The 23,763-nt window shown below is 64.3% G+C and carries 26 protein-coding genes and 1 tRNA gene; 11 read left to right on the forward strand and 16 right to left on the reverse strand.

Annotated elements, in window-relative coordinates:
* The 3 genes from AXW67_RS34050 to AXW67_RS34060 form a co-directional block, all read left to right on the forward strand.
* The coding region (locus AXW67_RS34050; protein WP_245315805.1) for an ATP-binding cassette domain-containing protein at positions 1 to 873 on the forward strand (873 nt) is incomplete at its 5' end.
* 247 nt (positions 874 to 1,120) lie between these two features.
* A complete protein-coding gene (locus tag AXW67_RS34055; RefSeq protein ID WP_027550085.1) occupies positions 1,121 to 1,546 on the forward strand; it encodes an Hsp20 family protein in 426 nt (141 codons plus the stop codon).
* A 50-nt stretch (positions 1,547 to 1,596) separates the two neighbouring features.
* Entirely contained in the window at positions 1,597 to 1,869 is a 273-nt protein-coding gene (locus tag AXW67_RS34060) for a BQ00720 family protein (RefSeq protein WP_027550086.1), read from the forward strand.
* A gap of 105 nt (positions 1,870 to 1,974) precedes the next feature.
* On the opposite strand, the gene ptsN is transcribed toward AXW67_RS34060, so the two are convergent.
* The 8 genes from ptsN to AXW67_RS34100 form a co-directional block, all read right to left on the reverse strand.
* Entirely contained in the window at positions 1,975 to 2,436 is a 462-nt protein-coding gene (ptsN, locus tag AXW67_RS34065; RefSeq protein ID WP_063681444.1) for a PTS IIA-like nitrogen regulatory protein PtsN, read from the reverse strand.
* A gap of 212 nt (positions 2,437 to 2,648) precedes the next feature.
* On the reverse strand, positions 2,649 to 3,248 hold the full coding sequence (gene hpf / locus AXW67_RS34070; protein ID WP_027550088.1) for a ribosome hibernation-promoting factor, HPF/YfiA family: 600 nt from the start codon (positions 3,246 to 3,248) through the stop codon (positions 2,649 to 2,651).
* 82 nt (positions 3,249 to 3,330) lie between these two features.
* Positions 3,331 to 4,947: an RNA polymerase factor sigma-54 gene (gene rpoN / locus AXW67_RS34075; RefSeq protein WP_063681445.1), complete on the reverse strand. Its 1,617-nt coding sequence runs from the start codon at positions 4,945 to 4,947 to the stop codon at positions 3,331 to 3,333.
* Between the two features lie 195 nt (positions 4,948 to 5,142).
* Positions 5,143 to 6,132, reverse strand: a complete 990-nt coding sequence (gene lptB, locus AXW67_RS34080) for an LPS export ABC transporter ATP-binding protein (RefSeq protein WP_063681446.1) — start codon at positions 6,130 to 6,132, stop codon at positions 5,143 to 5,145.
* Between the two features lie 217 nt (positions 6,133 to 6,349).
* Positions 6,350 to 7,081, reverse strand: a complete 732-nt coding sequence (locus AXW67_RS34085) for an LptA/OstA family protein (RefSeq protein WP_145928056.1) — start codon at positions 7,079 to 7,081, stop codon at positions 6,350 to 6,352.
* A complete protein-coding gene (gene lptC, locus AXW67_RS34090; protein ID WP_027550092.1) occupies positions 7,078 to 7,818 on the reverse strand; it encodes an LPS export ABC transporter periplasmic protein LptC in 741 nt (246 codons plus the stop codon). The genes AXW67_RS34085 and lptC overlap by 4 nt, the downstream gene beginning before the upstream one ends.
* 183 nt (positions 7,819 to 8,001) lie before the next feature.
* Complete coding sequence (locus tag AXW67_RS34095) at positions 8,002 to 8,616, reverse strand: ribonuclease D (protein ID WP_063681447.1); 615 nt, start codon at positions 8,614 to 8,616, stop codon at positions 8,002 to 8,004.
* A 118-nt stretch (positions 8,617 to 8,734) separates the two neighbouring features.
* Positions 8,735 to 10,060 (reverse strand): UbiA family prenyltransferase, encoded by a 1,326-nt coding sequence (locus tag AXW67_RS34100; protein WP_063681448.1) that lies wholly within the window; start codon positions 10,058 to 10,060, stop codon positions 8,735 to 8,737.
* Positions 10,061 to 10,401: 341 nt separating this feature from the next.
* Between AXW67_RS34100 and AXW67_RS34105 the strand changes: the two genes are divergently transcribed.
* Positions 10,402 to 11,673 carry an MFS transporter gene (locus AXW67_RS34105; RefSeq protein WP_063681449.1) on the forward strand — a complete coding sequence of 424 codons (1,272 nt, stop codon included), beginning with the start codon at positions 10,402 to 10,404 and terminating at the stop codon, positions 11,671 to 11,673.
* A gap of 118 nt (positions 11,674 to 11,791) precedes the next feature.
* Here the strand turns inward: AXW67_RS34105 and AXW67_RS34110 are convergent.
* Positions 11,792 to 11,878: transfer RNA gene (locus AXW67_RS34110), tRNA-Leu, on the reverse strand.
* Between the two features lie 139 nt (positions 11,879 to 12,017).
* Between AXW67_RS34110 and AXW67_RS34115 the strand changes: the two genes are divergently transcribed.
* Positions 12,018 to 12,983 carry a complex I NDUFA9 subunit family protein gene (locus AXW67_RS34115; protein ID WP_063681450.1) on the forward strand — a complete coding sequence of 322 codons (966 nt, stop codon included), beginning with the start codon at positions 12,018 to 12,020 and terminating at the stop codon, positions 12,981 to 12,983.
* 183 nt (positions 12,984 to 13,166) lie between these two features.
* Here AXW67_RS34115 and AXW67_RS34120 read toward each other — a convergent pair whose 3' ends face one another.
* From AXW67_RS34120 to AXW67_RS34130, 3 genes are all read right to left on the reverse strand, one after another.
* Positions 13,167 to 13,907, reverse strand: coding sequence for an SDR family oxidoreductase (locus AXW67_RS34120; RefSeq protein ID WP_063681451.1), 741 nt, complete (start codon positions 13,905 to 13,907; stop codon positions 13,167 to 13,169).
* Positions 13,904 to 15,241, reverse strand: coding sequence for an FAD-binding oxidoreductase (locus AXW67_RS34125; RefSeq protein ID WP_063681452.1), 1,338 nt, complete (start codon positions 15,239 to 15,241; stop codon positions 13,904 to 13,906). Before AXW67_RS34125 ends, AXW67_RS34120 begins: the two co-directional genes overlap by 4 nt.
* Positions 15,242 to 15,341: 100 nt before the next feature.
* Positions 15,342 to 16,148, reverse strand: coding sequence for an undecaprenyl-diphosphate phosphatase (locus AXW67_RS34130; RefSeq protein WP_063681453.1), 807 nt, complete (start codon positions 16,146 to 16,148; stop codon positions 15,342 to 15,344).
* Positions 16,149 to 16,316: 168 nt separating this feature from the next.
* Here AXW67_RS34130 and AXW67_RS34135 point away from each other — a divergent pair, with 168 nt between their 5' ends.
* From AXW67_RS34135 to AXW67_RS34145, 3 genes are all read left to right on the forward strand, one after another.
* Positions 16,317 to 17,009 carry a glutathione S-transferase family protein gene (locus AXW67_RS34135; RefSeq protein ID WP_027550100.1) on the forward strand — a complete coding sequence of 231 codons (693 nt, stop codon included), beginning with the start codon at positions 16,317 to 16,319 and terminating at the stop codon, positions 17,007 to 17,009.
* Positions 16,958 to 18,139 (forward strand): tRNA epoxyqueuosine(34) reductase QueG, encoded by a 1,182-nt coding sequence (gene queG / locus AXW67_RS34140; RefSeq protein WP_063681454.1) that lies wholly within the window; start codon positions 16,958 to 16,960, stop codon positions 18,137 to 18,139. The genes AXW67_RS34135 and queG overlap by 52 nt, the downstream gene beginning before the upstream one ends.
* Before the next feature lie 378 nt (positions 18,140 to 18,517).
* Entirely contained in the window at positions 18,518 to 19,315 is a 798-nt protein-coding gene (locus AXW67_RS34145; protein WP_063681455.1) for an acyl-CoA thioesterase domain-containing protein, read from the forward strand.
* A 132-nt stretch (positions 19,316 to 19,447) separates the two neighbouring features.
* On the opposite strand, the gene AXW67_RS34150 is transcribed toward AXW67_RS34145, so the two are convergent.
* Together AXW67_RS34150 and AXW67_RS34155 are read right to left on the reverse strand one after the other, a co-directional pair.
* Positions 19,448 to 19,915 carry a nuclear transport factor 2 family protein gene (locus AXW67_RS34150; protein WP_063681563.1) on the reverse strand — a complete coding sequence of 156 codons (468 nt, stop codon included), beginning with the start codon at positions 19,913 to 19,915 and terminating at the stop codon, positions 19,448 to 19,450.
* Positions 19,916 to 20,058: 143 nt separating this feature from the next.
* Entirely contained in the window at positions 20,059 to 20,850 is a 792-nt protein-coding gene (locus AXW67_RS34155) for an alpha/beta hydrolase (protein WP_063681456.1), read from the reverse strand.
* A gap of 252 nt (positions 20,851 to 21,102) precedes the next feature.
* Between AXW67_RS34155 and infC the strand changes: the two genes are divergently transcribed.
* Positions 21,103 to 21,642 (forward strand): translation initiation factor IF-3, encoded by a 540-nt coding sequence (gene infC, locus AXW67_RS34160; protein WP_082908139.1) that lies wholly within the window; start codon positions 21,103 to 21,105, stop codon positions 21,640 to 21,642.
* A 282-nt stretch (positions 21,643 to 21,924) separates the two neighbouring features.
* Here infC and AXW67_RS34165 read toward each other — a convergent pair whose 3' ends face one another.
* The gene (locus tag AXW67_RS34165; protein ID WP_063681458.1) at positions 21,925 to 22,329 is read right to left on the reverse strand and encodes a hypothetical protein; all 405 of its coding nucleotides are present in this window, start codon (positions 22,327 to 22,329) and stop codon (positions 21,925 to 21,927) included.
* A gap of 273 nt (positions 22,330 to 22,602) precedes the next feature.
* Between AXW67_RS34165 and rpmI the strand changes: the two genes are divergently transcribed.
* A complete protein-coding gene (rpmI, locus tag AXW67_RS34170) occupies positions 22,603 to 22,803 on the forward strand; it encodes a 50S ribosomal protein L35 (RefSeq protein WP_008539890.1) in 201 nt (66 codons plus the stop codon).
* 79 nt (positions 22,804 to 22,882) lie between these two features.
* Positions 22,883 to 23,242 (forward strand): 50S ribosomal protein L20, encoded by a 360-nt coding sequence (gene rplT / locus AXW67_RS34175; RefSeq protein WP_027550107.1) that lies wholly within the window; start codon positions 22,883 to 22,885, stop codon positions 23,240 to 23,242.
* 14 nt (positions 23,243 to 23,256) lie between these two features.
* Here the strand turns inward: rplT and AXW67_RS34180 are convergent, their stop codons facing one another.
* On the reverse strand, positions 23,257 to 23,670 hold the full coding sequence (locus tag AXW67_RS34180; protein ID WP_063681459.1) for a hypothetical protein: 414 nt from the start codon (positions 23,668 to 23,670) through the stop codon (positions 23,257 to 23,259).
* Positions 23,671 to 23,763: the final 93 nt, after the last annotated feature.

Genomic DNA, 23,763 nt, shown 5'->3' on the forward strand with positions numbered 1-23,763 from the left:
CCCGCCGATCGCGACATCGCGATGGTGTTCCAGAACTACGCGCTCTACCCGCATATGAGCGTCTACAACAACATGGCCTACGGTTTGCGCAACCGCGGCATGGCGGAGGCCGAGATCAAGACCCGCGTCGAGGAAGCCGCGCGCATCCTCGAGCTCGCGCCGATGCTGGAGCGCAAGCCGCGCCAGCTCTCCGGCGGCCAGCGCCAGCGCGTCGCCATGGGCCGCGCCATCGTGCGCCAGCCGAAAGTGTTCCTGTTCGACGAGCCGCTCTCCAATCTCGATGCCAAGCTGCGCATCGCGATGCGGGTCGAGATCCGCAAATTGCAGCGCCGGCTGAACACGACATCGATCTACGTCACCCACGACCAGCTCGAGGCGATGACGCTCGCCGACATCCTGGTCGTGATGAATGGCGGCCAGGTCGAGCAGATCGGCAATCCGCTGGCGATCTACGAGAAGCCGGCCACGACCTTCGTCGCCTCCTTCATCGGCGCCCCGCCGATGAACCTGATGTCGACGCGTCCCGACGAGATCAGGTCGCAGCTCGGCGACGGCCGTGCGGCCGAGGCCGGCATCCTCGGCATCCGCCCCGAGGATTTCGTCATCACCGACCAGGCGCCGGCCGGTGGCGTTGCGCTTCCGCTCGCCGTGGAAGCGATCGAGCGCGTCGGGGCCGAGACCTTCGTCTATGGCTCGCGCCAGCAGGACGAGCAGCGCGTCGCCGCCACTCCCGGCGAGCTGCCGCCCGGCGAGGTCATCGTCCGCATCCCCGGAACCAAGGCCCCGGCCATCGGCCAGAAGATCCGCGTCGCCGCGGTGCGCGAGAAGCTGCATCTGTTCAGCGGCGACGGCCGGAAGCGGATCGAGGCCTGAGGCTTTCCGTCGCGGGTCCATCAAAATATCGAAAACAACCCCATGCAAAGTAGCCGGTGTGGGGGCGGATCTTAAGATTATGGCGCGAGATTCCGAATTCGGCACTTGGCGCCGCCCCGAATCGGCCAATCCACAGGTCCCGGCTAGGTGCTTGAACCCGCACGGGGATATGACCATATTGTTGACCAAGGGGTGCCGATTTCGGGCCCTGAAACACCAAAGTCGCTTCGAGAGGACTTTGTAAACTATGTCTCGTGTTCCCACGCTTTCCAGTCCGTTCCTTCTGGGCTTCGACGAGATTGAGCGCGTGCTCGATCGCGTCGTCAAAGGCGCCGACGGTTACCCTCCCTACAATATCGAGAGGTGTGAACGGTCTGACGGTGCGCCCGAACGCTTACGGATCACGCTGGCGGTCGCCGGCTTTACCCGCGACCAACTCGATGTAACCATTGAGGAAAACCAGCTCGTGATCCGCGGGCGGCAGCAGGACGACAAGTCCCGGCAATACATCCATCGCGGCATCGCCGCGCGCCACTTCCAGCGCACCTTCGTGCTGGCGGAGGGGATGCTGGTGCTGGGTGCGGATCTGAAGAACGGGCTGTTGTCGGTCGATCTTGCCCGGCCGGAACCGGAAAGGATCGTTAAGACAATCGCTATCAATGAGCACGAATAATGGAACGAGTAGCGGACTCGACCGCTTAGTTTCCCAGAGGAGTCGAGACCATGAGTGAAGGTCACGTTGCGTTCGAATACGAAGCCAAGAATCTCTCGCCCGAGACGCTGGCAACCCTCGGCGAAGGCCATATCGCCTATGTGAAGCAGATCCGCTCCGAGGATGTGCCGGGCCTGTTTCCCGAAGCTCCCAAGATCGCGCCGGGCCTCAAACTCTTCGCGCTCCACGCCGCCGACGGCACGCCGATCATGCTGACCGACAGCCGTGAAGCCGCGATCGCCAATGCCTGGAGCAACGAGCTGCAAGCGGTGAGCGTGCACTGAGCGCGACGCGCTTCGCATCAATAGAATTTCAAGCGGGCACGCCCTCACACGAGGGCGTGCCCGTTTTCATTTTCTCGACTGAGCTGTTCTGATTGAGTTGGCGCGTTACGCCGCAGTTGCGGGCGGCAGCGCGAGCACGGAATAAATCGCCTGCGCATCGCGTGAGGCGCGCAGCTTCTTGGCGATGTCCTGGTCGCGCAACAGGCGCGCGATGCGGGCCAGTGCCTTGAGGTGATCGGCGCCAGCGCCTTCCGGCGCGAGCAGCAGGAAGACGAGATCGACCGGCTGTCCATCCATCGCCTCGAAATCGATCGGGCGATCGAGACGCGCGAACAGACCAAAAATCTTCTCGAGCTTGGGCAGCTTGCCGTGCGGAATGGCGACGCCATAACCAACCGCGGTGGTGCCGAGCTTCTCCCGCTGCAGCAGCACCTCGAAGACCGCGCGTTCGTTCTGTCCGGTGAGTTCGGCAGCCTTGGCCGCGAGTTCCTGCAAGGCCTGCTTCTTGCTGTTGACCTTCAATGCCGGGAGAATCGCCTCGGGTGCGACCAGATCGGTAATCGGCATGGAGCTTTCCGAGGTGAATTAAACCGTCAGGTTCCGAATTGGCCAGCTTGGTCGTGACCACGCCGGGCCGGCGTCAAGAAGGTGAAGCAGGAGGGGGACTTAGCCCCGGTGCTGATGTGGGGCGCTTCTACTCCAACGCAATCCCGGTGCCAACTCCCGCGTAAGCCTTTGCCCCTGTCATTGTTAAGGGGCGCGGGGGCGGCGCCGGGCCTTCAGGCCTTGCCGTCCGGCTTGCCCCCCGGCGGGTCGATCCAGCCCACATTGCCGTCCGCCCGGCGGTAAATGATGTTCACCCGGCCGGAGGAGCCATGCTGGAACACCAGGCAGGGGGCGCCGCTGAGGTCGAGTTCCATGACGGCTTCGCTGACCGACAGCAGTTTCAGCGAGGTGCTGGCTTCTGCGATGATTACGGGGTTGTAGCCGGTGACCTCGTCCTCGCCCTCGGTCGGCGCCTCCAGGACGTAACTCGTGGCATCGAGCCCGGCGCGCGCAGCGGAGGCGGCATGCGACTTGCGGGCCGAGCGGTCCTTGAGCCGGCTCTTGTAGCGGCGCAGCCGCTTCTCGATCATCAGCAGCGCCTGGTCGGCGCTGGCATAGGCGTCCGGCGCGTTCGAATCGGCCTCCAGCGTGATTCCCGAATCAAGATGCAGCGCACAGTCGGTGCGGAAGCCGAAGCCATCCTTGCTCAGCGTGATATGGCCGGAATAATTGCCGTCGAAATATTTGCGCAAAACCTCGTCGGTTCGGTCGGCAACGCGGCCGCGCAAGGCGTCGCCGACGCTGATGCTTTTTCCCGAGATCCGGAGAGTCATGTGATGCCTCGCTTGGTTGGGGGCCTAGCTTGGATCGGTCTCAATGGGGAATTGAGAGTAGCGCGATTTGGCGCCGACGCAATCAGGCCGGTTCAGTGTTGCGGGAGCGATCGGACGATGCGGTGGAGAGGACGTTACCAAGAGCGCTCTGCTTGTCGCGGCGGCGTTGCACCGAAGAGGGAATGCGCATGGCTTCGCGGTACTTCGCGACCGTGCGGCGGGCAATATCAATGCCCGAGGCGCGTAACCGTTCCACGATGGTGTCATCCGACAGGATCGCGGACGGATCTTCCGAATCGATCAGCTGCTTGATGTGGTGACGAACGGCTTCGGCCGAATGCGCCTCGCCGCCATCGGCCGATGCGATCGAGGCGGTGAAGAAATATTTCAATTCGAATGTGCCGCGATTTGTCGCCATGTACTTGTTGGCGGTGACGCGCGACACCGTGGATTCATGCATCTGGATCGCGTCGGCAACCGCCTTGAGATTGAGCGGCCTCAAGTGCGCCACCCCATGCGTGAAGAAGCCGTCCTGCTGGCGCACGATCTCGGTCGCAACCTTGAGGATGGTGCGGGCGCGCTGGTCGAGCGCGCGCACGAGCCACGTCGCGTTCTGGAGAGCGTCGGTGAAATAGGACTTGTCGCCGTCCTTGCCGATCTTCTTCGACAGCTCGGAATAGTAGGTCTGGTTCACCAGCACGCGCGGCAAGGTGTCGCTGTTGAGCTCGACATGCCAGCCGCCGTCGGGACCCGGACGAACATAGACGTCCGGCACCATGGTCTGCAGGCGCGACGTGCCGAACTTCATGCCGGGCTTGGGATTGAGCCTTCGGATTTCGCCGATCATGTCGGCAATGTCCTCGTCGTCGACGCCGCAGACTTTGCGCAGGCCCGCGATATCGCGCTTGGCGAGGAGATCGAGATGCTCGACCAGCGCCTGCATCGCCGGGTCGTAGCGGTCGAGCTCGCGGAGCTGGATCGCGAGACATTCACTCAAATTGCGCGCGCAGACACCGGGCGGATCGAATTTTTGCAGCACGGCGAGAACCTCCTCGACGTCCTGCTGCGATGCGCCAAGCCGCTCGGCGGCCTGGCCGAGATCCGCCGGCAGATAGCCGGCCTCGTCGACGAGGTCGATCAGGTATTGCCCGATCATGCGCTGCGCGGGCGCGGAGAAGGCCACCGCGAGCTGCTCGGCGAGATGATCGGAAAGTGTGGTCTCGGCCGCGACGAAGGCTTCGAGATTGTAGTCCTCGTCGCCGGATGCGCCGCCGCCCCATTCGGTATAGACGCTCGGCGCCGCATCCTGGGCCTTGCGCGCGGCCGCCTCGGCCGGCTCCTCGGAAAAGACGTTGTCGAGCCCGGTGTCCAGCGTCTGCTCGATCTCGGCGCGGGTGCCGAGATCCCTGCTCATCCACTCTTCCTGGCCCGGCTCGAACGCCTCACGGGTGCCTGTCTCGTCAGCATTGCTGCCGCCCGATTCATCGGAATCGTTGAACTCGGCTGCCTCGGCCGGGGCTTCGCCGCCGGCCGGCTCGTCACTGGCCCGTTCCAGCAGCGGATTGCGCTCGAGCTCCTCCTCGACGAAGGTCGTGAGATCGAGATTGGACAGTTGCAGCAGCTTGATCGCCTGCATCAACTGCGGCGTCATCACCAGCGACTGCGACTGCCGGAACTCTAATCTCTGCGTCAGCGCCATGAAGCAAGAACCGTTCCCAAAAATTTGGTCCGATTTTTGCTTATCCTAGTCCGGGCCCGATGTACACGCCTTGACGAAATCGAAAATCGGGCTAGAGCCCCCGCCTTTCCGATTAAATCGGAACGGGGGCTCTGGCTTTTAGTTTTGACGCGTTTTCTTCACGCGAAACCGGTGTCCACTTCGCTGGAAAACGCTTTAGAGGCGGAACTCCTCGCCAAGGTAAAGGCGGCGCACGTCCGGGTCGTTGACGATCTCCTCCGGACTGCCCTCGGTCAGGATTTCACCGGCATAAACGATATAGGCGCGGTCAGTCAGGCCAAGGGTCTCACGCACATTGTGGTCGGTGATGAGCACGCCGATGCCGCGATTGGTGAGATGGCGAACGAGGTCCTGGATGTCGCCGACCGCAATCGGATCGATGCCCGCGAAGGGCTCGTCGAGCAGCATGTAGTTCGGACGCGTCGCCAGCGCGCGCGCAATCTCGACGCGGCGCCGTTCGCCGCCGGACAGCGCGATCGACGGCGATTTGCGCAGGCGCGTGATGTTGAATTCGTCGAGCAGGGCGTCGAGCTGCTGCTCGCGCTTCTTGCGCGAAGGCTCGACCACTTCGAGCACGGCGCGGATGTTCTGCTCGACCGTGAGGCCGCGAAAGATCGAGGCTTCCTGCGGCAGATAGCCGATGCCGAGCCGGGCGCGCTGATACATCGGCAGCTTCGTCACGTCGTGCCCGTCGAGCTCGATCGCGCCGCGATCGGCGTTGATCAGGCCAGTGATCATGTAGAACACGGTGGTCTTCCCGGCGCCGTTGGGGCCGAGCAGGCCGACGGCTTCGCCGCGGCGCACATAGATGCTGACGCCGCGCACGACCTGGCGGCTGCCAAAGCTCTTCTCCACGCTATGCACAGCCAGAAAGCCCGGCCGCCTGAGAAGCTGCGGGCGACCCGAACCGTTGGGCCTGGCGGCCGCCTGAGCGGGCTGGGCCGGTTGCGGACGCGGCCGCGGCTCGGCGCGGAACTGGTCCGGCGCCTGGAGCGGCTGATCACGCGCGATCGGCGGCGCATCCCGGACCGGACTGGCCATGAGACCACCGACGCTGTCGCCGAGCGCGGTGATGTCCTGACGCGCGAATCCTGGCCGGCCGCGTTTGGCGGGGCGCCGACGGAACATGCTGAGTAAATCGACCATCCCCGCCTTCTAGCCTTTCACGGTGATCCCGCGACCTGCTGCGCGTGTGCGATTCGCTCGCGCAGCATGAGTGAAAGGATGCCTCCTGCCCAGGAGACACCCTTGATAGCGGCGGATCCCGCCTCGAAAGCCCGTTGGGTAGATACAATCTTGTCGGGCAAGCTTCAACCTCGGATCGCCCGCGTCCGATTTAAGTGATTGAATTCGCTTTTGGAATTTACTTTTGTTTACTTGCACCCGGCAATTGCAAAGGCGCACCGGCCCCGGGCTTGCCCTGGCCGCCGCAATCGCTGCCGCCGCCCTGCGGCAGCAGGGCCTGCACCCCCCTGCCGCTGTCGGATTCGACTCGGGACACGCCGGTGGTCATGTCGACCATCAGCCGGTCGCCGCGCAGCACGTTCTTGCACTGCGTCAGGACCACGCCGCCGAGCATGGTGATGAGGTTGGTCTTGGTGTCGAAGACGGCGGTCTCGCCGGTCACCACCTGATCTTTCTGGGTGACCACGACATTGCCGCGCGCTTCCAGCCGCTTGATCGACGAGCTGCCACCCGGCCCAGGTGTAGCCGACTGCATCGGCGCGGACGGAGCGGGCTTGGCCCCCTTCGCGGCCGTCGGCGCCGGCGCTGCCGGCTTGTCGCCGCCCGATTCGTAGAACACCACCAGCGACTTCGAGGTCATGGTGGTGTCGCCCTGGATGACCTTCACATTGCCGGAAAAGGTCGCCTCCTTCTTCTTGTCGCGCATCTCGAGCGAGGCAGCTTCGATCTGGATCGGTTGATCGCGATTCTGCGAAAAGCCCTGCAACGCGTTGGGCACGCCTTGCACGCTGTTCTGCGCGCGCGCAGCTCCCGCTGCGATCAGCGCGACACCGAAGACGAATGCAGCCGCGCCGACGGCCACGCCAGCCTTGCATGCACTGCGCTGAAAAAACTTGGCCATGAAAATCATCTTGAATTGGCAGACTTGTTCTGCGGCGTGCGCGTTTTCGCCGGCGGGGTTGGTTCAACAGGTGCAGGCGGAGCAGCAGCCGGCTCATCCGTGCTCAGCTTGTCCAGATGCATCACGACGTTGCCCTCGAAGCGGATGACGTCGCCGCCTTCGGCAATGCGCAGCCTGTCTGCGGACAGCGTGCCGTTGGTGAGCTTGACGTCGACATGGTCATCCGAGGAGACCGTGCCCTTGCCCATGTCGACGAAGGCGGAGTTGAGCCGCGCCTCGTAGCCGGTCGAGGTACGCAGGAAGATGTCCTTATGGAGGTCGAGCTGCTGCTGCTTGTTGTCGAACCGTCCGGTGCGGGCATCGAGGAACAGGGTCGATTGATCTTCCATCAGCACTTTCGCGCGCAAGTCCGAGAGATCGACATGGTCGGGGTCGGTGATGTCCTGCGTTGCGGTCTTGGCCCAGAGCTCGTAGGGCCGCTGGTCCGGCGTGTAGCCGGCAAGATGCGGCGATTCCATGGTGATCTTGGTGCCCGACACCACCAGGTTTCCGGAATCGAGCGGCAGTTTCGGCATCAGCATGCGGAACGGATTGAAGATCGACACGCCGATGATCGCAGCCAAGGAGAGGAGCACCGTCGCCGGCACCGCGATGCGCAGAATCCGGACGAGGCGGCTGTGCCGTGCCGCGCTGGCAAACTTCGCCGCAAGCGCGGCGTCGTAGGTTGGATTCTGGGCCGAGTTCACCAATGCTCCGGGGCGTCGCTAGCCTTGTCCAGTCCAGGCCTGTCCAGTCAAAGGCTCCAATCGAGGACGCCCCATTGTACCCGGCGGCGCCGGAATATGCAGCCTGCGACAGGCCGTTACGACTGTGTCCGAAACGGGGCGCAGGCCTGCTTAAGACCCCTCCTTAGCAGCCGGCCGGGGCCTTCAGGAGTGCGCGAAAATGTCCTCGGCCTCCCAGCCCTGGAGGTCGAGCCGGGCGCGCGTCGGCAGGAAGTCGAAGCAGGCCTGGGCCAGCGCAGTGCGGCCCTCCCGCACCAGCATGGCATCGAGCCGCTCACGCAGCGCATGCAGATGCAGCACATCGGAGGCGGCGTAGGCGAGCTGCGGCTCGGTCAGGCTGTCGGAACCCCAGTCGCTGGATTGCTGCTGCTTGGAGAGGTCGACATTGAGCACCTCGCGCACGAGGTCCTTGAGGCCGTGGCGGTCGGTATAGGTGCGCGTCAGGCGGGAGGCGATCTTGGTGCAGTAGAGCGGCTCTGCCATCACGCCGAAGGCCTGGTACAGAACGGCGATGTCGAAGCGCGCGTAATGAAAAATCTTGGTGATCGCGGGATTGGCGAGCAGCGCCTTGAGATTCGGCGCATCGGTGTGCCCCTTCGGGATCTGCACCACGTCGGCGCTGCCGTCCCCGGGCGAGAGCTGCACCACGCAGAGCCGGTCGCGATGCGGGTTCAGCCCCATCGTCTCGGTGTCGATCGCCACCGCTCCGGTGTAGCGGGACAGATCGGGCAAGTCGCCGCGATGCAGGCGTACGGTCATGGCGTTTCAAACCTTCGGTCTAGTCGGTGCGTCGGCACAATGGGCTTAATCGGGCTGCCCGCGATGTATCCACTGCAGGCGGGCCGCGCAAGCGCCGGCTGTTCCCCGGCAGGCGCCGTCAGATCGCCGCCAGCATGATGCAGATCATCGCCGCCACGGTAATGCGGCTCGCGCCATCGCGGAAGGTGTAGATGATGGGATCATCCGGCATCTCGCGGCGATGCGCCATCATCAAGGCGCGGCCGAACCAGTACAGCAGCAGCGGGTTGAGCAGCCACAGCATCCAGGGACGGCTGTACAGCGGCGTCACCGCCGATGACGACACGTAAAGCGAAAACACCGTCACCGCGTTCATGGCGCTCGCAGCCGCCATGGCGGCGATGACGTGCAGATCGGTAATTCTGTAGTCGCGATTGGAGGGATCGGCGAGCCCTGCGCCCTGGCGCATGCTGAGCTCGCTGAAACGCTTGATCAGCGCCAGCGAGGTGAACACGAACAACGAGAAGATCAACAGCCATTCCGACAGCACGACGCCGACGCCGACCGCGCCAGCGATGATGCGCAGCGTGTAGAGGCCGGCGAGCGTCACGACGTCGACCAGCATCTTGCGCTTGAGCACCAGCGAATAGGCGATCGTGGTGGCGAGATAGGCGCCGAGCACGCCAAGGAAGAGGGGGGAGATGCAGAGGCTGGCCGCGACCGCGAAGCCCCAGAGCGCGGGGATCGCGAGCAGCGCGGAGGAGATCGGCAACTCGCCCGCCGCGAGCGCGCGATGGCGCTTGGTCGGATGCTGCCGGTCGGCCGCGAGATCGAGCAGGTCGTTCATCAGATAGGCGCCGGACGCGCAGGCCGAGAACGCCATGAACGCCAGCAGCGCATAGCCGAGCGTTGCGAAGTGCATCTGATGTGCGGTGATGGCCGGCACGAACACCAGCGTGTTCTTGGCGTATTGGTAGACACGCAGCGCCTTCGCCCAGGTCTGGAAGCTGGCACGACGGCTGGTGCCGCGGTCATTGATGCGCTCGATCGCGGCACGGTCGAACGGCACGGCACCGGCGGCGAGATCAGCCGGCGCAACGACGCCATCGAAGCCGAGATGCGCGGCGATCCCCGCCGCATGACGAGCGAAGCGGCCAGCGGCGAGATAGATTTTTTCACCCCGCGCCCGGGCCGCCAAGGCCCGGTTCAGCACATCGGCGTCATAGGGCAGATGGGCGTAGTCGATCTCGGCCTGCGCGAGCACATCCCCAACCGCCGCCGGGCCCAGCGCTCCCTTCGCGCGCAGGCGGGCGAACGCGCTACCGACATCGGCGAAAAGCGCCTCATAGGCCAGCTCCGAGCGGAGCAGGGTGCCTTCGAGATCGACGACAAGGGTGCGCGCAGGCGCCGGGGCCGCCGACGGCTCCGCCGTGCCGGATTCGTACTGCCAGACAGGCTGCTCCATTCGAAAACGCTCTACTGACCGCGACATGACCGGCCCAAAGCCGGGGAGCAGGGAAATGGACGGTCAGACCCTAGGGGATCATTCGCTAAGGGCGGCTTAATTTGGTCGAAGAGGGTTAAGCCGCAGCCGGGGGATGCCGACGACAATCGGCACAAAAACCTGCGAATTCGGACCGTTTAACGGATCTTCGGCCGCCGGGCTGTTGCATGGATCCCACAATCCGGCGCGAGCTCCATATACCAGCGCAACTTGTGCATGCGACCGCGTGGAAATCCGCCCGGTCCACCCTATCTGTGGCGAGCTTCTCGCGCCCCTTTCCTCTTTCATCACGATCAAGTGCCATGACCGAACAGACGCTCGCAGCGCCGATCGACGATCAACAGGAACGCCAACGCGGCTTTACGCGCTACCAGTCGCTCCTCATCGCGCTGCTCGCGTTCACGCAGTTCACGATCATTCTCGATTTCATCATCATGTCGCCGCTCGGCGCCATCCTGATGCCCTCGCTCAACATCACGGCCGCGCAATTCGGCGTCGCGGTTTCGGCCTACGCGTTCAGTGCGGGAGCCTCGGGGATCCTGGCCGCGGGCTTCGCCGATCGCTTCGATCGCAAGCGCCTGCTGATGTTCTTCTATGTCGGCTTCACGCTCGGAACCCTGCTCTGCGCCGCCGCGCAGAACTACCATGTGCTGCTGCTCGGCAGGATCGTGACCGGATTGTTCGGCGGCGTGATCGGCTCCATCGTGCTGGCGATCGTCACCGACCTGTTCCCCCTGCACTTACGCGGCCGCGTGATGGGATTCGTCCAGACCGCGTTCGCCGCGAGCCAGGTGCTCGGCATTCCGGCCGGGCTGTTTCTCGCCAATCACTGGAACTGGCATGTCTGCTTCGTTGCGATCGTCGTTCTGTCGATCGCAGCGATCGTCGTCATTGCCTTCGCCATGGAGCCGGTCGACGCGCATCTGCGGCTGAAGCAGGACAAGAACCCCTTCCGCCATTTGATCGCGACCGTCGGACAGCCGCGCTACACGCTGGCCTTCGCAGTCACGACGCTGCTGGCAACAGGCGGCTACATGCTGATGCCGTTCTCCAGCGCCTTCACCGTGAACAATATCGGCATCGACATCCAGCATTTGCCGACCATCTATCTCGTCTCCGGCCTGTTCAGCATCGTCACGGGGCCGCTTGTCGGCAGGGCGAGCGACGCGTTCGGCAAATATCCGACCTTCGTCTTCGGCAGCGTGGTGTCGGTGATCATGGTGCTGATCTACACCCATCTCGGCCACGTCTCGCTCGCGACCGCGATCCTCGTCAACGTCCTGATGTTCGTCGGCATCTTCTCACGCATGATCCCGTCGCAGGCCCTGATGTCGGCGATCCCCGATCCCAGCCAGCGCGGCTCGTTCAGCGCGGTCAGCGCCTCATTGCAGCAGCTCTCCGGGGGGCTCGGCTCGGTGCTCGCCGCCGGGATCATCGCGCAGGAGCCGGACGGTTCGCTCCTCCATTTCGATCGGCTCGGATACATCGTCGTCGCGACGTCGATCGTCTCGCTGTTCGCGATGTACTTCGTGCAGAAATCGGTCGCGAACCGGGCCGGCAGACGTGTGGTCTGAGGGCGAACGTGGCCGATTTGGCGCGATAGGGGGTCGTCGCGACGGCGATGCTTGGATCGTCGCCCGGCTACCTCCACTGATCGGAAGCAGCCCCATTTTGCGTCGAAATTCCGCAAAATGGTGCCCAGGAAAGGACTCGAACCTTCACGGCCGTTAAGCCACTGGCACCTGAAGCCAGCGCGTCTACCAATTCCGCCACCTGGGCATGCCTGTTGGGCACGGGGGCGCTTACTACGGATCAGTGACGCGCTTGTCAAATCATGAGTAGGGATGCGGATTGCGCATCGCAAACCGGCCCGATACAAGCCTCCTCAAGACGCACTCTCCCGCAGGAATGGACCGCCATGGCTACGAATCTGGACACGCTCGTCACGGTTTTCGGCGGATCGGGGTTTTTGGGCCGCAGCGTCGTCCGCGCGCTGTGCAAGCGCGACTACCGGGTCCGGGTCGCTGTCCGGCGGCCGGAACTGGCCGGCTTCCTCCAGCCGCTCGGCCGGGTCGGGCAGGTCCACACCGTGCAGGCGAATCTGCGCTACCCCGCCTCGGTCGAGGCGGCGCTGCGTGATTCGCATGTCGCGATCAATCTGGTCGGCATCTTGACCGAAAGCGGCGGGCAGACCTTCGACGCCGTCCAGGCCAAGGGCGCCGAGACGGTCGCCAAGGCGGCAGCCGCCGCCGGCGCCGAGATGGTGCATGTCTCGGCGATCGGCGCCGACGAAGAATCGCCCTCCCGCTACGCCCGCGCCAAGGCTGCCGGCGAGAAGGCGGTGCTGGCGGCGGTGCCCTCGGCCACGATTTTCCGTCCCTCGGTGCTGTTCGGCCCCGAGGACCAGTTCACCAACCGCTTTGCGGCGCTCGGGCGGCTGTCGCCGGTGCTGCCGCTGATCGGCGGCGACACCAAGATGCAGCCCGCCTATGTCGGCGACGTCGCGACCGCGATCGCGGATGCGGTCGACGGCAAGGCCAAGAAGGGCGCCACTTACGAGCTCGGCGGGCCGGAAGTGCTGACGATGCGCGAGATCATCGAAACCATCCTCGCCATCACCGGCCGCAAGCGGATGCTGATCCCGCTGTCGTTCGGGCTCGCCCGTTTCCAGGCCAACTTCCTGCAATTCGCGCCGGGCGCGCTGAAGCTGACGCCGGACCAGGTCACGCTGCTCGAGCGCGACAACGTCGTCTCGGATGCGGCCAAGGCCGCCGGCCTGACGCTGGAAGGCCTCGGGATTGCGCCCGATTCGCTCGAGGCGATCGCCCCGCAATATCTCTGGCGCTTCCGCGCCGCCGGGCAATTCCAGCGCATGATCGTGTAGAGGCGACCTTCACCTCGCCCCGCTTGCGGGAGAGGTCGGATTGCGAAGCAATCCGGGTGAGGGGGTACAGGTCTCTCAGCAGTCTCAAGCGTGGAGAGAGGCCCCTCACCCCAACCCTCTCCCCGTAAGGACGGGGCGAGGGAGCGCACGACCGCCGCGGCCGCAGTGCAATTCCTTCCGACATCAGAACTTCAGCTTCTTGAAGATCGCTTCCGGCAGCGCCTTGATGATGAGCATCACGAGGCGCCATTTGTTGCTGACATAGATGACGTCGGCCTGGCGCTGCACGGCGTTGAGGATGGCGTCGCCCACCACCGGCGCCTCGACGGTCAGGGGCCCGATCAACTTCATGCCCTCGGTCATCCTGGTGCGGACGAAGCCGGGCTTGACGGTGACGACGTGCACGCCACCGCGGCTGGAGCGGGCGCGCAGGCCGGAGAGGAAGGCGGAAAAGCCCGCCTTGGCCGAGCCGTAGACATAGTTCGAGGCGCGGCCGCGATCGCCGGCGACGGATGACACGCCAACGATCGTGCCGTTGCCGCGCGCCAGGAACTTGTCTGCGAACAGGCCGAGGATCAACGCAGGCCCTTCGTAGTTCGAGCGCATGATCGTCGTGGCGTGATCGAGATCGATCTGCGCGTTCTCCTGCGTGCCCAGCAAGCCGACGATCGAGACGACGACATCCGGCAGCGCCGGAAGGCCGCTGACAAAATTTTCGAACGACGCGGTGTCCAGCACGTCGAACTTCAAGATGTCTGCCTCGACATTGTAGCGGGCACGCAGGTCCGCGGCGTCAGGCTCCAGCACGGCGACGTCGCGCCCGGCGAGCTGCACGTCGTATCCGCCCTTGGCGAAGGCGCGCGCAGTGGCGCGCCCGATGTCGGAGGAACCGCCCAGCACCAGAACGGACTTGCGCGATGTCACGGCTGCACCTCATCAAACAGACGCTGCGAGAGCTTTGATCGGATTTTTCCGGCGGGATCGAGCGATTTGCGGATCGCCTTGAAGCGTTGCAAGGCCGGATAGCCGGCCTCAAAAGTTGCGTGCGACTGGCGCGCGTCTTTTGCGAGATAAAGCCGGCCGCCGGCGGCGACGACCAGGCGGTCGATCTCGTCGAGGAAGTTCAAGATGTCGCCCTTCATCGGGAAATCCAGCGCCAGCGTGTAGCCAGGCATCGGAAAGGACAGGATGCCGTCGCCCTGACCGAGCTTCTTCAGCACCGCGAGGAACGAGGCGTCGCCGCGCCTGGTGACACGATCGAGAATGTCGCCGAGCACGTCGCGCGCGCCGTGCTCGGGGATCACGCATTGATGCTGCAGGAAGCCGCGGCGGCCATAGATGCGATTCCAGTCGCTGATGCTGTCGAGCGGAAAGAAATACGGATAGAGCGAGACGACATGACTCGTGCCGGCGCGCCTTGCGCCCATGCGATAATAGAGCTCGTTGAAGGCGCGGATACTGTAACGGTTCAGCGTGATCGATGGCAGGTCGACGGGCACCGCGAGCCCGGGATCCTTGCCAAGCGGAAATGCATCGGCACCGTCAGGAAGCTCGCTCGCGCGAGCGTGCTCGCCGAGATAGATCAGGGAGCGGCCGAGCTCGCTGCCGCGCGCCACGCAATCGATCCACGCCACCGAATAGGTCGCGGAATCGCCGGCTTCGAGCGCACGCATGGCTGCATCCAGATCGGATGTCGAGACCACGCGCTCGCGGATCCAGCCGGTCTCGACCGGCCGCAGTCGCATCGTCGCTTCCAGGATGACCCCGGTCAGGCCCATGCCGCCGATGGTCGCGAAAAAGGCATCGGAATTCTGTTCGCGCGACGCTTCGATGGTTTCGCCCTCTCCGGTGCGCAGCAGGATGCTGTCGACATAGCGGCCGAAACCGCCCTCGCAATGATGGTTCTTGCCGTGGACATCGGCGGCGATAGCGCCGCCGACCGACACGAAGCGCGTGCCCGGAACGACGAAAGGAAGGAACCCGCGCGGGCCAAAAGTGTCGATCAGGTCCGATAGCAGCACGCCGGCTTCGAGCCGGAGGCGCCCGGTGGCCGGATCGAACGACCTGACCCGGTCAAAACCCGTCATCGCAATCGTGCGGCTGGCCCCGATCCCGGCGTCGCCATAGGCGCGGCCGTTGCCCCTGGCCACAGTGCCGGCCGCGCCGGCGACGGCCTCACCGACCGCCGCGAACGACCGCGGCCGCAGGACATCGGTATCGACGACCGGGAAGCGTCCCCAGCCGCTGACGAGGGTCATCGTTCAGCTCCTTTGCCGGGCGCGCGCCGCCCGGCCTTGGAAACTGCCTACCGATCAAAAGCTTATTTTACGTTGAGGCCCGGATGCGACTTTTGCGGGATTACCGGCCCAGCGCCAGCGCGATCAGGCCGAGCGTCCCGACGATCACGCGCCACCAGGCGAACACCACGAAGCCGTGGCGGGTGACGTATTCCAGGAACGACTTCACCACGATGATCGCGGTGATGAACGACACCACGAAGCCGATCGCGACGATGCCCATATGGTCCATCGTCATCTCGGAGCGGTTCTTGTAGAAGTCGTAGGCGAACGCGCCGATCATGGTGGGGATCGCGAGGAAGAACGAGAACTCCGCCGCGGCGCGCTTGTCCGCGCCGAGCAGCATGGCGGCGACAATGCTGGCGCCGGAGCGCGACACGCCGGGGATCATCGCCACGCACTGCGCGATGCCGATATAGAGATACGTCAGCAGCGGAAATTTGGTGGCATCATGCTCACGCGGCTTGAGATCGAGCCGGTCGACCCACAGCAGAATGGCCCCGCCGACGATCAGCGTGAAGCAGACGACCCACGGATTGAACAGCACGCTCTTGATGTATTTGCCGGCGAGAAGGCCGACGATGACCGCGGGCAGGAACGCGACCAGCACGCCGATCACGAAACGGCGTGCATAGGCATCGCCGGTGAACATGCCGATCGCGACATCCCACAGCTTCCTGAAGTACAGCCCGACGATCGCGAGGATCGCGCCGAGCTGGATCAGAACCGTAAACGAATCCCAGAAGGCGCCTTCGCCAAGGCCGAAGAAGCGCTCCGCGAGCAGGAGGTGACCCGTCGAGGAAACAGGAAGGAACTCAGTCACGCCCTCGATGATGCCGAGGATCACTGCCCGTATTGCGTCTGACATATTTACGGTCCATTTCGGCTGGAAAAGCGGGGCTCTTCTCGCCTATTCGTCCCGCTGCCGCAATCGCTAAATGCCAAATCACGGGTTGTCTCGCGGTTTTGAAGGACTAGTGTGGCGGCGAACAAACATTGATGGATTCTTAAGCACCATCAAATAGTCACAGGCTGCATGTTTACGCTGTTTCATCATCCGTTCTGTCCGCATTCGCGCTTCATTCGCCTGATCGTGGGCGAATACGGGCTTGAACTTCGGCTGACCGAGGAACGCAGCTGGGAACGGCGCGAAGCATTTCTGCTGCTCAACGCAGCGGGCACGACGCCTGTGCTGGTGGATGAGAAGGAGCCGCCGATTCCGGGCGCGGCCATCATCGCCGAATATCTCGACGAGGCCTATGGCCAGGGGATGGGCGCCAAGCGGCTGATGCCGGACACGATCTCCGAGCGCGTCGAGGTGCGCCGGCTGATGGCCTGGTTCAACGAGAAATTCTTCGAGGAGGTCTCACACCCGCTGGTGACCGAGCGCATCTACAAGCGCTTCATGAGCGAGGAGAACGGCGGCGGCCCACCCTCGGCCGACGTGATGCGCGCCGCCAAGGCCAATGTGCGCTATCATCTGGCCTATATCGGCTGGCTGGCGCAGACGCGCAATTTCCTCGCCGGCGACCGGCTGACCTACGCGGATCTCGCCGCCGCGGCGCATCTTTCGGCGATCGACTATCTGGGCGACGTGCCATGGAGCGAGGACGACGCAGCAAAGGCGTGGTACGCGCGGGTGAAATCCCGCCCGTCGTTCCGTCCGCTGCTGAGCGAATGGCTGGCCGGCGTGCCGGCGTCGCGGACCTATGTGGATCTGGATTTCTGAACTCTGCCTCTGAGCTGTCTGAACTGAAGACGGCGCTTGCGCGCGAGGCGCGAGCGCTCGGCTTCGACTGCATCGGCATCACCGCGCCGGGCGCGATCGAGAGCGCCGGAAAATACTTTCTCGAATTCATCGCCTCGGGCGGCCATGGCGACATGGACTGGCTCGCCGCGCAACCGGAGCGCCGGGTCGATCCGCGCGGGCTGTGGCAGGATGTGCGCAGCGTGATCATGCTCGGCGTCAATTACGGCCCCGACCAGGATCCGCTGACGATCCTTGAGGAGCGCACGCGCGCGGCGATCTCGGTCTATGCGCAGGGCGACGACTATCACGACATCATCAAGAAGCGCCTCAAAGCGCTGGCGCGCTGGCTGGTTGCGACGGCGCCATCGGAGGTCAAGGTGTTCGTCGACACCGCGGCGGTAATGGAAAAGCCGCTGGCGCAGGCGGCGCATCTGGGCTGGCAGGGCAAGCATACCAATCTCGTCTCGCGCGAATTCGGCTCGTGGCTGTTTCTCGGCGCGATCTATACGACGCTCGAGCTGCCACAGGACGAGGCCGAGATCGATCATTGCGGCTCCTGCCACGCGTGTCTCGACATCTGCCCGACCGCGGCGTTTCCCGCGCCGTACAAGCTCGATGCGCGGCGCTGCATCTCGTACCTCACCATCGAGAACAAGGGACCGATTCCGCGCGAGTTTCGCAAAGCAATCGGCAACCGCATCTATGGCTGCGACGATTGTCTCGCCGCCTGCCCCTGGAACAAGTTTGCGCAAGAAGGTCGCGAAGCCAAGCTCGCGGCGCGCGACGAGCTGCGTGCGCCGAGGCTTGCCGAACTTGCGCGTCTCGACGATGCGGCGTTTCGCGCGCTGTTCACGAAGTCGCCGGTGAAGCGCATCGGCCGCGACCGCTTCCTGCGCAACGTGCTGATCGCGATCGGCAACTCCGGTGATGCGGCGCTGGCGGAGGACGCGCGGCGCTTGCTCGATGATGCAAGCCCGCTGGTGCGCGGGGCTGCGGTATGGGCGCTGCGGCAGTTGCTGTCGCGAGAGGAGATTGCGACGATCGAGACGGATGCGATTGCCAACGAGAATGACGCAAGCGTGCGCGAGGAATGGCAAGCCGCCTCCTAACACTCCACTGTCATGTCCCGCGACCCGGCTACGCCAAGGCTTCGCCGGGGCTTGCAGTGTAGGGCCGCCGAAGCTTTAGCGTAGGCGGCAGGCGGGGCATCCACTACGCCGCGACTTCTCCGCATCACTCACCGCCTCTGGAATACTGGATCACCCGCTCCAGTGCGCAATTGCGCACAAGGCGGGTGATGACAGCGAGGAATGAGGAGTACACCGCTCCTGCCCCTCATCCTGAGGAGCGCGCTTGCGCGCGTCTCGAAGGATGGAGGCCGAGTTGCCGCAGCGGGGCCTGCGTGGTTCGAGACGCGCGTTCCGCGCTCCTCACCATGAGGGTCGGACACCTTGATTTCCCCGCGCGATGCTTCAAGGTCGCGCATCATGACAAACATGCCTTTCTTCACCCGTGACGGCGACACATTCCATCCGACGGAAGTCGCCAACGGCCCCTGGGATCCGAAATCGCTGCACGGACGCGTCATCGTCGGCCTGCTCGGCTTCGCCATCGAGGAGCGTCATTCGGGCCCGGACTTCGTGCCGGCGCGACTCACCGTCGACATGTTTCGCCTGCCAACCATCGACAAGCCGATTCAAGTGACGACGCGCCTCGTGCGCGATGGCCTGCGCATCCGTGTGGTCGAGGCGGAATTCTTCTCCGGCGGCGTCAGCATGGCGCGCGCCTCCTGCCAGCTCTTGCGGCGGACGCAAAATCCGGACGGCAATGTCTGGTCGCCGCCGAACTGGGACGCGCCTAAGCCTGCCGACATTCCGCCGCCGACCGATCCGCGGCTCGGCATGAACGGCAAATGGACGACGCGGCCGATCGTCGGCCATATGGGTTCGCTCGGTCCGCGCCGGCTCTGGATGAGCGAGGTGCGCGAGCTGGTGGCTGGCGTCGCGATGACGCCGTTCGTTCATGTTGCGACCGGCGCCGACTTCGCCAGCCCCTTTGCCAATGCCGGCGACAAGGGGCTCGGCTACATCAACAGCGACGTGACCATCTATCTGCACCGCCTGCCGGTGACGCGATGGATCGGCTTCGAGGTGGTGAACCATCACGCCACCGACGGCGTCGCGATCGGCGAATGCTGGCTCTATGACGAACAGGGCCCGATCGGCACGGCGACCGTCGCCGCGCTGGCACAGCGCAAGCCGATGGCGAAGCCTCCGCCGCCGTAGGTTTCACCTCTCGTCGTCATTCCGAGGCGCGCGCAGCGCGAGCCCGGAATCCATCGGGCCTCAAGGTTTGCGGGTGAATGGATTCCGGGCTCGCGCCAATCGGCGCGCCCCGGAATGACGGATTGGAGAGAGCTACACCAAATGCCGCTGCATCTCCGGCCGCGCCTTCAGCTCCGCGCCCTGCTTGGCGACGATCCTGGCGATGCGCTCCGGCGCGAACTTCAGATCCACAAACGCCGGCGCCGTATTGGCGACCTCGTGATAGCTGACGATCCTGCCGTCGCGCAGCGTCATGATCGCAACACCCTCGAACATCGCCCGCGCGCCGCCGGCTTCCGGCAAGGTCGAGCGATAGCTGAAAGTGTAGCGGGCATAGAGCGTGGCGCCGTCCGACACCGGATCGTGCATGTCCCAGCGAAAATCGCTGGCCGTGCGGTAGAACCTGTCGTCGATCATCCCGGCGATTTTCTCGCGACCCGCGAAGGTGCCATAGAACACGTCGTGATAGACGCCGTCCTCGGTGAACAGTTCGGCAAAGGCCTTGCCGTTGCGCTGCTCGACCGCGTCGCAGAAGGCGCGCAGCATGGCGGTGATGGTCATCGGCGGTGTCTCCTCACCCTTTCCCGTCATGCCCCGGCTTGACCGGGGCATCCAGGGCCGCGGCTTCTCCGTATTCGTCACCGCCTCTGGAATACTGGATCGTCCGCTTTCTCGGACGATGACATCGAATTCTGGGCAGGACTTCACCCGAACTCCGCCACCGCGGCAAGGATGCGCGCGATGTCCTGCGGACGGGACAGGCGGTGATCGCCGTCCTGGATCATGGTCAGCACGACGTCGTCGGCCGGCAGGCGATGCGTCAGCGCGAACGCGTGCTGCCACGGCACGTCCGGATCTTTCGCGCCTTGCAGGATGCGAACCGGGCAACCGAGATCGATGGCGCTGCCGAGCACGAGGTGGTTGCGCCCCTCCTCGATCAGGTTCCGCGTGATCGGATAGGGCGAGCCATCGCCATATTCCGACGGCCTGAGCCAGAGACCCTTGGTCTCGATCTCTTTCTTCACCTGGGGTGAAAAATTCTTCCACATCAGTTCCTCGGTGAAATCGGGCGCCGGCGCGATCAGCACCAGACCCGCGAGCGATGCCTTGGTTTTCCCTTGCCGCTTCCTGATCTCGCGCGCGAGCAGCAGCGCCATCCAGCCGCCCATCGACGAGCCGATCAGAACTTGCGGGCCCTCGCAGAACTGCTCGAACACCGCCACGCTTTCCTCGAGCCAGCGCCCGATGGTTCCATCGGCGAAATCGCCGCTGGATTCGCCGTGGCCGGAATAATCGAACCGCACCGAGGCGCGGCCGCGGTCTTTGGCCCAATCGTCCAGCGCCACGGCCTTGGTGCCCTGCATGTCCGACTTGAAACCGCCGAGCCAGAGCAGCCCGGGGCCTTGCCCGGCGCGCCTGCGCACCGCGATCTTGCGTGCGGACGGGCCCTCCCCCACTTCGATGAAGCTCGGCGCATCGGAAATCGCAGGGGTCATGGAACGTTTACTCTGGTTGTGCGGTTTGAGCTGTTCGGGCGCGTTCCCGCAACGCGGGCCCAATGCCGACATTGACCTTTGGGACGCTTGCGGAACAGAAGCAAGGTGTCTATGTCGAGCAGCGTGCCGATGGGCGTGACCAAAATGCCTCGCATTTGAGGGTTTTTCGCTTCTCGCACGAGCGACTTGCTTGCCGGCAAACGCATCTTCCTTCAAAATAGCCGCTTCCTTCACAACTTTGGAGAACCACCCATTCGTCGTCCCAATAGAGCCCCGGCCCCTGCCGCCAAAGACGGGCCGCGCATCAATGATGATATTCGCAATGCGCAGATCCAGCTGATCGATCAGACCGGTGACAACAAAGGCACGGTCGAGACCGTCTTGGCCATCCGGATGGCCCAGGAAGCTGGCATGGATCTGGTCGAGATTTCGCCGAATACCAGCCCTCCCGTCTGCAAGATCATGGACTACGGGAAGTACAAGTATTCCGCCCAGAAGAAAGCCGCCGAAGCCCGCAAGCGGCAGAAGACCGTCGAGATCAAGGAGATCAAGCTCCGCCCGATGATCGACGATCACGACTACGACGTGAAGATGCGCGCGATGCAGCGGTTCTTCGAAGAGGGCGACAAGGTCAAGATCACGCTGCGCTACCGTGGCCGCGAAATGGCGCACCAGGAGATCGGCACCAAGCTGCTCGACAAGATCAAGAGCGACGTCGCCGAGCTCGCCAAGGTCGAGCAGGACGCCAGGTTCGAGGGTCGCCAGGTCGTCATGGTGCTGGCGCCACGCTGATGGCAGCTTCTTGAAGCCGAGAGTTCAACGGCCCGTCCGGACATCCGGCGGGCCGTTTTTGTTTTGTCGAATGTGCAAGCCGCAAGCTGCACCTCTCCCGCTTGCGGGAGAGCATGGGCCGCCTTCGGCGGCCGTCCTCTTAGGAGACGCCGAGGCAACGCCTCGGCTATGCCGAAGGCGCGGGTGAGGGTTTTCTCCTCTTGGGGGTTCCCGCTTGCGGAGACACCCTCTCCCCAACCCTCCCCCGCAGGCGGGGGAGGGAGCGCATCGAGCACTGGGCGCCTAAGTCCGCGTCGCCTGCCAGGTGCCGCTGCAGCGGTCGCCGGAGATGATGCCGTTCCACGAGCCGGCGCCGTTCATGCCGGCGAGGCGGCCGCCGCCACTGGCGTGGGACGCGCCGACCGAGACCTGAACGGCGACGGCGCCCGCGCGATTGACCTTGCCGGAGACCCGGCCGCCACCGGCGGACGACACCCGGTTGCCGGTCACCGTGAAGGGAACGCTGTAGCCCGAGCTGCAATTGCCGCGGGTGGTGGCAAAAGTGACGTTCCAGACCCCGTCATAGCCGCCCACACGGGCGTCGGCGGCCGACAGCGGTACGGCCGCGGCGAGCGCGGCAAACAGCGCCAGATGGCGCGGGCGGGTCAGGGCTGACAAAAATGAGAGCGAGTGCGGGAAATGGGCCATTTTGGTCCTGCTTCGGCGAGGAGGCGTGGAAATGAGGGTGGCAACCCAAGATAGTCGGCGGGCAGGTTCCGCCGGTTCATCGTTGCCATTTGGCTTCCGCTCTGTCATAAGCCCAGCCTTCATCGCCCGGCTGATTTAAGGGCTGCCGTGGCGATGTCCGTGCGGGTTCCTGCCAAAGTGCAAAAACCTGAGCACAATCAACGCTCTAACGAGCATTTTTGACGGCCAGCCGCCTTCGCGGGCGGATTTCTATTGTGGCCATAGGAGAGCCAAATGCCCAAGCTGAAGACCAAATCGGGCGCTAAAAAGCGCTTCAAGGTGACTGCCACCGGCAAAGTGATGCACGCCCAGCGCGGCAAGCGTCACGGCATGATCAAGCGGACGAAGAAGCAGATCCGTCAGCTCCGCGGCACCCGCGTGCTGTTCAAGACCGACGGCGACAACGTCAAGAAGTACTTCTTGCCGAACGCCTGATCGCGTCCACGATCACATCAGCCGAGCCGCGTTTCGCGCGGCGATCTCAAACCAAAGTCATCTCTGAAGGATTTTTGTCATGTCTCGCGTCAAACGCGGTGTGACCGCCCACGCCAAGCACAAGAAAGTCTACAAGGCCGCCAAGGGTTTTTACGGCCGCCGCAAGAACACGATCCGCGCCGCCAAGCCGGCCGTGGAGAAGGCCCAGCAATATGCCTTCCGTGACCGCAAGCGTCGCAAGCGCACCTTCCGCGCGCTCTGGATCCAGCGCCTCAACGCCGCCGTCCGTCCCTTCGGCCTGACCTACAGCCGATTTATCGACGGCCTCGCCAAGTCGGGCATCACCGTCGACCGCAAGGTGCTGTCGGATCTCGCGATCCGCGAGCCGGCTGCGTTCCAGGCGATCGCCGAGAAGGCCAAGGCTGCGCTGGCGGCCTGAAGCCTGCGCTAGCGTTAGCGGGTCTTGGGGCCCGCAGCCTTCAGCGCCCGTTGCGAGTAACGCTGGGCGACCTCCGCCCGGCAGAACGCTGCGAACGAGAGATACATGGTGCCGGACTTGTTCCGGTACTTTCTGTCGCAGACACGCATCTCGCGCTGGTAGGCGTGTTTCTGCGCGCCGTTGAGGCCGGGCATGAAATCCGCCTCGCATTTCTTCTCGACAGCGGCGCCAAGATCGACGTCGCCGCTCGCGGTCAACTGGCAATCCTGAAACACCTTCATCGCGCTCTCGCAGCCGCTTTGCGTGCTGATGGTGTCGACGACCTCGTCCAGCGTCATGGACTTCTCCATGCAAACCATGGCGCGCGCCGGCATCCCGGCGACCGACAGAGCGACGACCAGGGCGGCCAGACAGGATCTCAAGAACATCGCGTCATCTCCTTGTATCCCCCTTGGTGCCCAGCCGATGCGCGAGGTTCAACCCAGCCGGTCGTAAGCCCGAAATGACCGGCTTTTTGCTTG

The sequence above is a fragment of the Bradyrhizobium neotropicale genome, assembly GCF_001641695.1.
GTDB classification, from domain to species: Bacteria; Pseudomonadota; Alphaproteobacteria; order Rhizobiales; family Xanthobacteraceae; genus Bradyrhizobium; species Bradyrhizobium neotropicale.

What these genes read in the sequence shown, in the direction of transcription:
- rpoN (WP_063681445.1), bottom strand. Translation starts at nt 4,947, where the DNA reads ATGGCGCTGACGCAGAGATTAGAGTTCCGGCAGTCGCAGTCGCTGGTG.
- AXW67_RS34115 (WP_063681450.1), top strand. Translation starts at nt 12,018, where the DNA reads ATGGCTACGAATCTGGACACGCTCGTCACGGTTTTCGGCGGATCGGGG.
- AXW67_RS34150 (WP_063681563.1), bottom strand. Translation starts at nt 19,915, where the DNA reads ATGACCATCACCGCCATGCTGCGCGCCTTCTGCGACGCGGTCGAGCAG.
- AXW67_RS34180 (WP_063681459.1), bottom strand. Translation starts at nt 23,670, where the DNA reads ATGTTCTTGAGATCCTGTCTGGCCGCCCTGGTCGTCGCTCTGTCGGTC.
- AXW67_RS34100 (WP_063681448.1), bottom strand. Translation starts at nt 10,060, where the DNA reads ATGGAGCAGCCTGTCTGGCAGTACGAATCCGGCACGGCGGAGCCGTCG.
- AXW67_RS34105 (WP_063681449.1), top strand. Translation starts at nt 10,402, where the DNA reads ATGACCGAACAGACGCTCGCAGCGCCGATCGACGATCAACAGGAACGC.
- queG (WP_063681454.1), top strand. Translation starts at nt 16,958, where the DNA reads ATGGCTGGCCGGCGTGCCGGCGTCGCGGACCTATGTGGATCTGGATTT.
- rplT (WP_027550107.1), top strand. Translation starts at nt 22,883, where the DNA reads ATGTCTCGCGTCAAACGCGGTGTGACCGCCCACGCCAAGCACAAGAAA.
- AXW67_RS34130 (WP_063681453.1), bottom strand. Translation starts at nt 16,148, where the DNA reads ATGTCAGACGCAATACGGGCAGTGATCCTCGGCATCATCGAGGGCGTG.
- AXW67_RS34055 (WP_027550085.1), top strand. Translation starts at nt 1,121, where the DNA reads ATGTCTCGTGTTCCCACGCTTTCCAGTCCGTTCCTTCTGGGCTTCGAC.
- AXW67_RS34125 (WP_063681452.1), bottom strand. Translation starts at nt 15,241, where the DNA reads ATGACCCTCGTCAGCGGCTGGGGACGCTTCCCGGTCGTCGATACCGAT.
- hpf (WP_027550088.1), bottom strand. Translation starts at nt 3,248, where the DNA reads ATGACTCTCCGGATCTCGGGAAAAAGCATCAGCGTCGGCGACGCCTTG.
- AXW67_RS34155 (WP_063681456.1), bottom strand. Translation starts at nt 20,850, where the DNA reads ATGACCCCTGCGATTTCCGATGCGCCGAGCTTCATCGAAGTGGGGGAG.
- AXW67_RS34145 (WP_063681455.1), top strand. Translation starts at nt 18,518, where the DNA reads ATGACAAACATGCCTTTCTTCACCCGTGACGGCGACACATTCCATCCG.
- ptsN (WP_063681444.1), bottom strand. Translation starts at nt 2,436, where the DNA reads ATGCCGATTACCGATCTGGTCGCACCCGAGGCGATTCTCCCGGCATTG.
- AXW67_RS34060 (WP_027550086.1), top strand. Translation starts at nt 1,597, where the DNA reads ATGAGTGAAGGTCACGTTGCGTTCGAATACGAAGCCAAGAATCTCTCG.
- lptB (WP_063681446.1), bottom strand. Translation starts at nt 6,132, where the DNA reads ATGGTCGATTTACTCAGCATGTTCCGTCGGCGCCCCGCCAAACGCGGC.
- rpmI (WP_008539890.1), top strand. Translation starts at nt 22,603, where the DNA reads ATGCCCAAGCTGAAGACCAAATCGGGCGCTAAAAAGCGCTTCAAGGTG.
- AXW67_RS34165 (WP_063681458.1), bottom strand. Translation starts at nt 22,329, where the DNA reads ATGGCCCATTTCCCGCACTCGCTCTCATTTTTGTCAGCCCTGACCCGC.
- AXW67_RS34085 (WP_145928056.1), bottom strand. Translation starts at nt 7,081, where the DNA reads ATGATTTTCATGGCCAAGTTTTTTCAGCGCAGTGCATGCAAGGCTGGC.
- AXW67_RS34135 (WP_027550100.1), top strand. Translation starts at nt 16,317, where the DNA reads ATGTTTACGCTGTTTCATCATCCGTTCTGTCCGCATTCGCGCTTCATT.
- AXW67_RS34095 (WP_063681447.1), bottom strand. Translation starts at nt 8,616, where the DNA reads ATGACCGTACGCCTGCATCGCGGCGACTTGCCCGATCTGTCCCGCTAC.